Source organism: Eubacterium sp. AF16-48 (genome assembly GCF_003479405.1).
Classification (GTDB): Bacteria; Bacillota; Clostridia; order Lachnospirales; family Lachnospiraceae; genus Eubacterium_G; species Eubacterium_G segne.
Genome location: NZ_QUHB01000020.1, coordinates 1 through 9,803, shown reverse-complemented (window position 1 = coordinate 9,803; position 9,803 = coordinate 1). Strand labels below are relative to the sequence as shown.

Annotated in this window: 12 protein-coding genes and 1 pseudogene; all 13 read left to right on the top strand. The window is 41.5% G+C overall.

Annotated elements, in window-relative coordinates:
• The coding region (gene mobT / locus DWW68_RS13090) for a MobT family relaxase (RefSeq protein WP_147365696.1) at window positions 1–1,112 on the top strand (1,112 nt) is incomplete at its 5' end.
• A 12-nt stretch (window positions 1,113–1,124) separates the two neighbouring features.
• Window positions 1,125–1,259: a DUF3789 domain-containing protein gene (locus DWW68_RS13085; RefSeq protein ID WP_117824596.1), complete on the top strand. Its 135-nt coding sequence runs from the start codon at window positions 1,125–1,127 to the stop codon at window positions 1,257–1,259.
• Window positions 1,260–1,481: a hypothetical protein gene (locus tag DWW68_RS13080; RefSeq protein WP_002323342.1), complete on the top strand. Its 222-nt coding sequence runs from the start codon at window positions 1,260–1,262 to the stop codon at window positions 1,479–1,481.
• A 34-nt stretch (window positions 1,482–1,515) separates the two neighbouring features.
• The gene (locus DWW68_RS13075; protein ID WP_008393975.1) at window positions 1,516–2,157 is read left to right on the top strand and encodes a hydrolase; all 642 of its coding nucleotides are present in this window, start codon (window positions 1,516–1,518) and stop codon (window positions 2,155–2,157) included.
• Window positions 2,158–2,371: 214 nt separating this feature from the next.
• Window positions 2,372–2,767 (top strand): SRPBCC family protein, encoded by a 396-nt coding sequence (locus DWW68_RS13070; protein WP_117824597.1) that lies wholly within the window; start codon window positions 2,372–2,374, stop codon window positions 2,765–2,767.
• A 28-nt stretch (window positions 2,768–2,795) separates the two neighbouring features.
• A complete protein-coding gene (locus DWW68_RS13635; RefSeq protein WP_173736688.1) occupies window positions 2,796–2,960 on the top strand; it encodes a hypothetical protein in 165 nt (54 codons plus the stop codon).
• Window positions 2,961–3,053: 93 nt separating this feature from the next.
• A complete protein-coding gene (locus DWW68_RS13065) occupies window positions 3,054–3,350 on the top strand; it encodes a conjugal transfer protein (protein WP_117824598.1) in 297 nt (98 codons plus the stop codon).
• Window positions 3,269–3,772, top strand: coding sequence for an antirestriction protein ArdA (locus DWW68_RS13060; protein WP_117824599.1), 504 nt, complete (start codon window positions 3,269–3,271; stop codon window positions 3,770–3,772). Before DWW68_RS13065 ends, DWW68_RS13060 begins: the two co-directional genes overlap by 82 nt.
• Window positions 3,773–3,789: 17 nt before the next feature.
• Window positions 3,790–4,293 carry an antirestriction protein ArdA gene (locus DWW68_RS13055; protein WP_002323345.1) on the top strand — a complete coding sequence of 168 codons (504 nt, stop codon included), beginning with the start codon at window positions 3,790–3,792 and terminating at the stop codon, window positions 4,291–4,293.
• A gap of 119 nt (window positions 4,294–4,412) precedes the next feature.
• Complete coding sequence (locus DWW68_RS13050) at window positions 4,413–4,811, top strand: conjugal transfer protein (RefSeq protein WP_118595024.1); 399 nt, start codon at window positions 4,413–4,415, stop codon at window positions 4,809–4,811.
• Window positions 4,789–7,238 (top strand): annotated as a pseudogene (locus DWW68_RS13045) (ATP-binding protein). The gene DWW68_RS13050 and the pseudogene DWW68_RS13045 overlap by 23 nt, the downstream one beginning before the upstream one ends.
• Entirely contained in the window at window positions 7,238–9,448 is a 2,211-nt protein-coding gene (locus DWW68_RS13040; RefSeq protein ID WP_117824600.1) for a YtxH domain-containing protein, read from the top strand. Before DWW68_RS13045 ends, DWW68_RS13040 begins: the two are co-directional and overlap by 1 nt.
• The coding region (locus DWW68_RS13035; RefSeq protein WP_199669487.1) for a lysozyme family protein at window positions 9,445–9,803 on the top strand (359 nt) is incomplete at its 3' end. The genes DWW68_RS13040 and DWW68_RS13035, both read left to right, overlap by 4 nt.

Genomic DNA, 9,803 nt, shown 5'->3' with positions numbered 1-9,803 from the left:
CTTCTGGTATCACAAGAGAATATCTCAATAAGATAGAAAGCGGAAAAATGAAGCCGTCAAAGGAGCTTTTGGAAACTCTGCATAAAGAACTGGCAAGGTTCAATCCAGAAGCACCGCTTACCATGCTGTTTGATTATGTGAAAATTCGTTTTCCCACGCTGGATATACAGCATATCATCAAAGACATATTAAAACTGAATATCAACTATATGCTCCATGAAGATTATGGACATTACAGTTATACGGAGCATTACTCTTTAGGGGACATCTTTATCTATACGTCGGCTGACGAAGAAAAAGGTGTCCTTTTAGAGTTAAAGGGGCGTGGTTGCAGACAGTTTGAAAGTTACCTGCTGGCACAGCAAAGAAGCTGGTATGACTTCCTCATGGACGCACTCATAGACGGTGGTGTGATGAAGCGTATCGACCTTGCTATCAACGACCATACGGGCATTTTGGATATTCCAGAGCTTGCGGAAAAATGCAGGAAACGGGAATATATCGGAAAGTCCAGAAGCTATAAGTTTTATCAGTCGGGCGAGCTTATCAAGCACAGAGAGGACGACAGAGAATATATGGGACGTACCCTTTATCTTGGTTCGCTGAAATCAGATGTGTATTTCTGTATCTATGAAAAAGACTATGAACAGTATGTCAAGTTAGGGACACCGCTTGAAGAAGCCAACATTATCAATCGTTTTGAGATACGGCTTCGCAATGAACGAGCCTATTATGCAGTACGAGATTTGCTGACCTATTATGACGCAGAACAGACCGCCTTTTCTATCATCAATCAGTATGTGCGGTTTGTTGATGAAGAACCCGACAAGCGAAAAAATGACTGGAAACTCAATGACCGCTGGGCTTGGTTTATCGGCAATAATCGGCAAAGTCTGAAACTGACGACAAAGCCAGAACCTTATACTTTAGACCGCACATTGCGGTGGGTACAAAGGCAGGTAGCACCGACCTTGAAAATGCTGAAAAAGATTGATAAGGGAAACGGTACAGACTACATGGAAACAATCGAACAGCAGGCAAAGCTCACAGAAAAGCATGAAATGATAATCAAACAGCAGACGACCCCTGCAAAAGATTTGGTGGAAAGTTAGGAGTGATAAAAAATGTGGATATTATTAAAAGACTTCCTGCTGGTATCTATGGGAATGGGTATCGGCGTAGTCTTGATATGTATTTTGAATGTCGGCAAAGAAGCTGACTATAAAATGAAACAATTAGAAGAAAGCGAGGACAATTAAATGAATTTCGGACAAAATTTGTATCAATGGTTTTTATCAAACGCACAGAGCTTGGTGCTTATGGCGATTGTGGTTATCGGTATCTACTTAGGGTTCAAGCGTGAGTTTTCAAAGCTCATTGGCTTCTTAGTAGTTGCCTTGATTGCTGTCGGCTTGGTATTCAATGCTGGCGGTGTGAAAGATGTACTGTTAGAGCTGTTCAATAAGATTATCGGTGCATAGAATTTTATTGTGATGCTGATATGAGAATGGTATAATGTGGATATATAAAATTCTGATTTATGGGGGCGTTATTTTGAAGAAAGCAATGATATATGTTCATGGTAAAGGTGGAAGTTATCTTGAAGCTGAACAGTTCAAAAATATTTGTTTAGATTTTGATGTTTTTGGAGTAGATTATAATGACTATTTCCCGTGGATTGTAAAAAATAAAATTATGGAAGTCTACGATAAAATATCTGAAAAATATGACTACATATATGTACTTGCTAATAGTATCGGAGCTTATTTTACAATGCACACATTACAGAATTTCAAGATTGAAAAAGCATTATTCATATCGCCTATACTTGATATGGAACAACTTATAGTAGATATGATGAGCTGGGCGAATGTGTCTGAAAAGGAACTTTCTGAAAGAAAAGAAATACCAACTGATTTTGGAGAAACATTATCGTGGGAATATCTATGTTTTGTTCGGGCAAACCCGATTAATTGGAAAACGCCTACTGAAATTTTGTATGCTGAACATGATAATCTTACATCACGTCAAACGGTAGATAAATTTATTGATAGACATTGTGCAAATCTTACCGTTATGAATGACGGAGAACATTGGTTTCATACTGACGAACAGATTTTCTTTAGAGATAATTGGCTAAGAAAAGTTATACAATAGAATTTAGATTTTATATCCACACACAGCAGTTAGTTTTAGGATTGACTGCTTTTTTCTTATCAAAATTTCAGATTGGAGTGATGAAATGGTGTCTGTTAGAGCTGTTCAATAAGATTATCGGTGCATAAAATTTTATTGTAGTGCTGATATGAGAATGTTATAATGTGGATATGAAAAAACAATAAACGGTAATTTAAAAAGGGGGAATGAAAAAGTGGCAGTTTCAAATATAAATACAATTATCAATAATGATATTCAAAAAGTTTGGAACATTGTTTTAGCTGTTGATAAATATAACTTATGGCGAAGTGATTTGAGCAAAACAGAAATAATAAATGACAAACAATTTATTGAATACGCAAAAAATGGATATGCTACTACATTTACCGTTACCGTTGTAGAACCATATAAACGCTGGGAATTTGATATGGAGAATAGCAACATGAAAGGTCACTGGATTGGTATTTTTACGGACAAAGGGAATGAAACAAAAATAGACTTTACAGAAAATGTAATACCTAAAAAGTGGTTTATGAAACCTTTTGTAAAAACCTATTTGAAAAAACAACAAAAGCAATTTGTTCTGGACTTAAAGAAAGCATTGGAATAAAGAATTAGAAGTTGTAAAGGAGACCATTATGAAAGATAAAAGCATTTTAATCAGTATGGGAATTATTATTTATATTGTTATGTCTGGAATTGATAGATTTGTTTATCATATACCTAATGTTATTTATATTCCAGTAGCAATTCTTGGTATTGCGTTAATTTTAATTGGCTTTTTCAAGGATAAATCTAAATAGCAAAATCATAATTTCATATCCATACACACAAAGCAGTTAGTCTTAGGATTGACTGCTTTTTCCTTACCTAAAATTTCGGATTGGAGTGATGAAATGAACGATATTTTTAAGGATATGCAGGAAAAAATCGGCTGTGAATACATTTCTGACCTGCCCTCTTACAAGCGTAAGGTGTGGCATGAAATGAAACGACTGAACCATGCCGATTATGAAGAAAGACAGTTAGACGATTTTTCTAAATATGTGTTTGGTATGTCGTACCAGACCATAAAAGATGTGATGAAACAACAGAAAGGACGTGAGGAACAATGCAGGAAACAAGGGTGCTGGTGGAAACGAAAGGAACAACTGGCGAAGAAACAATATCATACTGGTTCGACCTGCCGATAGATGTTGCAGAGTTTGAAGAAAAGTTAGGTATCGGTGCAGAAAGTGGGGATTACCGCATTATCGAAAAGGTGTTGCCTTTTGCTGATGAAGTCCACGAACATACAAGCGTGTATCAGCTCAACGAATTAGATTTTATGTACCGCCAGCTTTCAAGTGATATGCAGGAAGAATATGTATCACTACTTACGGTGTTTGAGAATTTAGAAGCTCTTTATATTTGCAGGAACGTGATTACGGTTTATCCTGACTGCAAAAGCATGATAGATGTTGCAAGGCAAAAGCTGATGAATGACCCGACGTTCAAGCATTTATCCGAGGACTGTCAAGAATACTATTTTGACTTTGAAGCCTACGCTTCTCACTTGCAGGAACACGGGAAATTTTTAGTAACGGAACACGGTATCTTTGAACTGCCAGAGTAGGAAATGAGGTGGTGCTTATGATTGATGATATGGCGGTTTATATTGCTAATCTTGGCAAATACAATGAGGGCTATTTAGTCGGTGCTTGGTTCACGTTTCCCATTGACGAGGAAGATGTAAAAGAAAAAATCGGCTTGAATGAACAGTACGAGGAATACGCAATCCATGATACCGATAACTTCCCTATTGCGATTGGCGAGTATGTTTCCATTGAAGAACTCAATGAGATGTATGAAATGATAGAGGAACTTCCCGACTATATCGTAGAATGTCTGGACGAATTTATCAGCCACTACGGGACGCTGGAAGAAGTCGTGGAACACAAGGACGACATTTATTATTATCCCGACTGTGAAACCATGACAGACGTTGCCTACTACTACATAGACGAATTGCAGGCACTTGGCGATATTCCACCCAGCTTACAGAACTACATTGACTATGAAGCCTACGGGCGAGATTTGGATATGGGCGGTTGCTTTATTGAAACAAGCCGAGGTATGTGCGAGATACCATATTAACGCTGGACGATCAGCGACAAGCATTGTTGCTACTGACAGCGTATTTCTCTTTTAAGGGACAGTCTGAAACATGGCTGTCCTTTTCTCTTTGAAGAATTTACGAAAGGAGCTGAAAGAACTTGAAAAAGATTAAAAGCTACACGGGTATCTGGAACGTGGAAAAAGTCTTATATGCAATCAATGACTTTAACTTGCCCTTTCCCGTTACCTTTACACAGATTACATGGTTTGTGATTACAGAATTTATCATCATTCTGTTTGGGGATATTCCCCCACTTTCCATGATTGAGGGAGCATTTCTCAAATACTTCGGAATTCCCGGTGCTCTCACTTGGTTTATGTCGCAGAAAACCTTTGACGGAAAGAAGCCGTACAGCTTTTTGAAATCACAGATAACCTATGCGTTAAGACCCAAAATCACTTATGCAGGAAAAGCCGTAAAACTGCATAAGCAGACCTTGAATGAAACAATCACGGCAGTAAGGAGTGTGAACTATGTTCCCGATAAAATATATTGACAATAACCTTGTCTGGAACAAGGACAATGAGGTATTCGCCTACTATGAGCTGATACCGTATAACTATTCTTTCCTATCCGTAGAGCAGAAATTTATCGTGCATGACAGTTTCCGACAGCTCATTGCACAGTCCCGTGAGGGTAAAATTCATGCGTTGCAGATAGCGACGGAAAGCTCTATTAGAAGTATGCAGGAGCAGTCAAAGAAGTTAGTTACGGGGAAGTTAAAGGAAGTTGCTTATCAGAAAATAGACGAACAGACCGAAGCGTTAGTATCAATGATTGGGGATAATCAAGTGGACTACCGCTTTTTTCTTGGCTTTAAGCTCATGGTTACAGAAGAACAGCTCAATCTGAAGAACATCAAAAAATCAGCGTGGCTGACATTCAAAGAGTTTCTCCATGAAGTGAACCACACGCTGATGAATGACTTTGTTTCCATGCCGAATGATGAAATCAACCGTTACATGAAAATGGAAAAGTTACCGGAAAATAAAATCTCCCGTCGCTTTAAGGTGCGTCGCTTGGAAATCAATGATTTTGGGTATCTCATGGAACATCTTTACGGCAGGGACGGTATCGCTTATGAAGATTATGAGTACCAGCTACCAAAAAAAAATTGAACAAAGAAACGCTGATAAAATACTACGACCTTATCCGTCCGACAAGGTGTGTGATTGAAGAAAGCCAGCGGTATTTACGCTTGGAACATGAGGACAAGGAAAGTTATGTGTCCTATTTTACCGTCAATGCGATTGTCGGCGAGCTTGATTTTCCGTCGTCTGAAATCTTCTATTTCCAGCAACAGCAATTCACATTCCCCGTCGATACTTCTATGAATGTAGAAATCGTGGAGAACCGAAAAGCATTAACAACCGTCCGCAATAAGAAAAAGGAATTGAAAGACCTTGACAATCACGCTTATCAAGCAGGAAGTGAAACCAGCTCAAATGTGGTGGACGCATTAGACAGCGTGGACGAGCTGGAAACCGATTTAGACCAGAGCAAAGAAAGTATGTATAAGTTAAGCTACGTTATACGGGTGTCTGCACCCGATCTTGACGAGCTGAAACGCCGTTGTGATGAAGTCAAGGACTTTTACGACGACCTCAATGTAAAGCTGGTGCGTCCTGCTGGGGATATGCTGGGGCTTCATTCTGAATTTCTTCCTGCCAGCAAGCGATATATCAATGACTATGTGCAGTATGTAAAATCAGATTTTTTAGCTGGGCTGGGCTTTGGTGCGACACAGCAGTTAGGGGAAACTACAGGTATCTATATGGGCTATTCCGTTGATACGGGAAGAAATGTGTACCTGCAACCGTCTTTAGCTTCGCAGGGCGTAAAAGGTACAGTTACCAACGCTTTAGCGTCTGCTTTTGTCGGTTCGCTTGGCGGTGGAAAGTCGTTCTGCAACAATCTTCTGGTGTATTATTCGGTGTTGTTTGGCGGTCAAGCAGTCATTTTAGACCCCAAAGCCGAGCGTGGCAACTGGAAAGAAACACTTCCAGAAATCGCCCATGAAATCAATATCGTAAATCTTACCAGCGATAAAGACAATGCAGGACTTCTTGACCCATTCGTGATTATGAAGAATGTAAAGGACGCTGAAAGTCTGGCAATCGACATCTTAACATTCCTTACGGGTATTTCCTCTAGGGACGGCGAAAAATTCCCCGTGTTACGAAAAGCGGTTCGTTCCGTTACCCAGAGCGACAGTCGGGGCTTGCTCCATGTAATAGACGAGCTACGCCGTGAAGATACGCCCATATCAAGAAATATCGCAGACCATATCGACAGCTTCACGGACTACGACTTTGCACATCTGCTGTTTTCAGACGGTACGGTGGAAAATGCAATCAGCCTTGATAACCAGCTCAATATCATTCAAGTAGCCGACCTTGTACTGCCAGATAAGGACACGACCTTTGAAGAATACACGACTATTGAATTATTGTCGGTATCTATGCTGATTGTGATTAGTACCTTTGCCCTTGATTTTATCCATTCGGACAGAAGTATTTTTAAGATTGTCGATTTGGACGAAGCGTGGGCGTTCTTAAATGTGGCACAAGGAGAAACGCTCTCTAACAAGCTGGTTCGTGCTGGACGAGCTATGCAGGCAGGTGTTTATTTCGTTACACAATCTTCTGGGGACGTGGCAAAGGAAAGTCTGAAAAACAATATCGGCTTAAAATTCGCTTTCCGTTCTACTGACGTCAACGAGATAAAACAGACCTTAGAATTTTTCGGTATCGACAAGGACGATGAAAACAACCAGAAACGGCTTCGTGATTTGGAGAACGGACAATGCTTATTGCAGGACTTATACGGGCGTGTCGGTGTGGTGCAGATACACCCAGTCTTTGAAGAACTGCTACACGCCTTTGATACCAGACCGCCCGTACAGAGAAATGAGGTGGAGTGATGAAAGAAAGGATAAAAGGTGCGTTCACAAAAAGGAAGATACTTCACTTTCTCAAAATGGCTCTGTTCGTGGTGGCACTCTCCCTTATCCTGCTTTCACTTTTGGGGACGGTGGCTCATGCGACGGGGCTTGTGGACGATACCATAAACGCAGAAAATCTTTACTCAAAATATCCCCTTTCCAACTACCAGCTTGATTTTTATGTGGATAATAGCTGGTCATGGTTGCCGTGGAACTGGCTGGACGGCATTGGAAAATCGGTACAGTACGGGCTTTACTGCATTACCAACTTTGTCTGGACGATAAGCCTTTATTTAAGCAATGCCACGGGCTATGTGGTGCAGGAAGCCTATAAACTTGATTTTATTAACGATATGGCAGACAGTATCGGAAAGAGCATACAGACCCTTGCAGGTGTAACCGAGAACGGCTTTTCTTCTACGGGCTTCTATGTTGGTTTCCTGCTTCTCATTATCTTAGTGGTGGGAATGTATGTTGCTTATACGGGACTTATCAAACGGGAAACCAGCAAGGCACTTCACGCTGTTATCAACTTTGTGGTGGTGTTCGTGCTGTCCGCTTCGTTTATTGCCTACGCTCCCGACTACATCAAGAAGATAAATGAATTTTCATCAGACATCAGTACCGCTTCTTTGGACTTGGGAACAAAAATCATGCTCCCCAACTCCGACAGCGAGGGCAAGGACAGCGTGGACTTGATACGGGACAGCCTATTTTCTATTCAAGTGGAACAGCCGTGGCTACTTCTGCAATTCGGTAACAGCAACACAGAAGAAATCGGGGCAGACCGTGTCGAAGCTCTTGTATCGGCAAGTCCAGAGGACGAGGACGGGAAAACCAGAGAGGAAGTCGTGAAAACAGAAATCGAAGATAACGACAACAACAATCTGACGATACCGCAGGTCGTGAACCGTTTAGGCATGGTGTTCTTCCTACTGTTCTTCAATTTAGGGATAACGATATTTGTATTCTTGCTTACGGGCATGATGTTATTTAGCCAGATACTTTTTATTATCTTTGCAATGTTTTTACCTATCAGCTTTTTACTTTCCATGATACCGAGCTATGAAAGCATGGCGAAGCAGGCAATCGTAAGGGTGTTTAATACCATAATGACACGGGCAGGAATAACGCTCATTGTAACGGTGGCGTTCAGCATTTCCAGTATGTTTTATAACATCTCCACGGACTATCCGTTCTTTATGGTAGCGTTCTTGCAGATAGTATGTTTCGCTGGTATTTATATGAAGCTGGGCGATTTAATGAGTATGTTCTCTTTGAACGCTGGCGACAGTCAAAACATGGGACGCAGGATATTCCGCAGACCATATCTGTTTATGCGACATAGAGCTAGGCGTATAGAAAGACGGCTTGCTGGTGCGGTTACTGCTGGCGGTGTTGCTGGTGCGGTGGCAGGTAGCACGATTTCAAACAGAAAACCGACAAGGAACACAGCCACAAAAGACAGTCGGGGCAATACATCTACTTCCAGTATGGGACAGCGTGCAGGCTCAAAGGTGGGTGCTGTCTTAGATACGAAAAATAAAGTGAAAGACAAGGCAAATGCTGTCAAAGAGAATATCAAGGATATGCCGACACAGACCGCTTATGCGGTGTATTCCGCAAAGGAAAAGGCAAAGTCCAGCGTGTCCGACTTTAAGCGTGGCATGGTGCAGGAACAGCAGTCCAGACAGACGGGACGTTTGGAAAAGCAGGAACAGCATAGACAGAATATCGCTGACAAACGTATGGAGCTTCAAAAGGCACAAGAAGCAAGGCAGGCACAGCGAAAGACGGACGGATCAGCGACAACGGGAGCTACCCGTCCCCATGAGCGACCAGCCACAGCTTCAACCATTCCAAAGCCGAGTGCGGAAAAAATGCAGGAAGTGAAACGCCCTGCCACAGCGACCACTTCAAAAGCAAGTGAGCCAGTCAAGACAAATGTTATCAAAGAGCGTCCGCTATCTTCTGGTGCTTCTGATAGAAAAGCGACCCAGCCTGCACAGCCAGTACATAGTTTATCACAACAGCAGAATGTAGAAAAAGTGGTATCGCAGGAAACACACCAGAATGACACCAAAGACCGCAGGATAAAGGTTCAGCAAACACAAACCGTCCAGAAGAACCAACAGACCATAGAGAAAACTCGTAACCTTGTAACGAAGAAAGGACAGAAGAAAAAATGAAACTGAAACATATCGCTCTTATCGGCAGTCTGTTTCCTATCCTCTTTTCTCTGGTGCTTTTCTTTGGGGTGCTGATTAGTGCGGACAGCGACGATGAGAACAGCAACTTTTCTTCTGGCATTACGGGTATGAACTTATCCGCAGAAGTCTTGAAACATCAGCCTATGGTGGAAAAGTACGCCAGAGAAAACGGTATCTCCGAGTATGTCAATGTGCTACTTGCTATCATTCAAGTAGAAAGTGGCGGTACGGCAGAAGATGTTATGCAGAGTTCGGAAAGTCTGGGTTTACCGCCCAACTCTTTAGATACGGAAAGCTCAATCAAGCAGGGGTGTAAGTATTTTGCGTCCCTGCT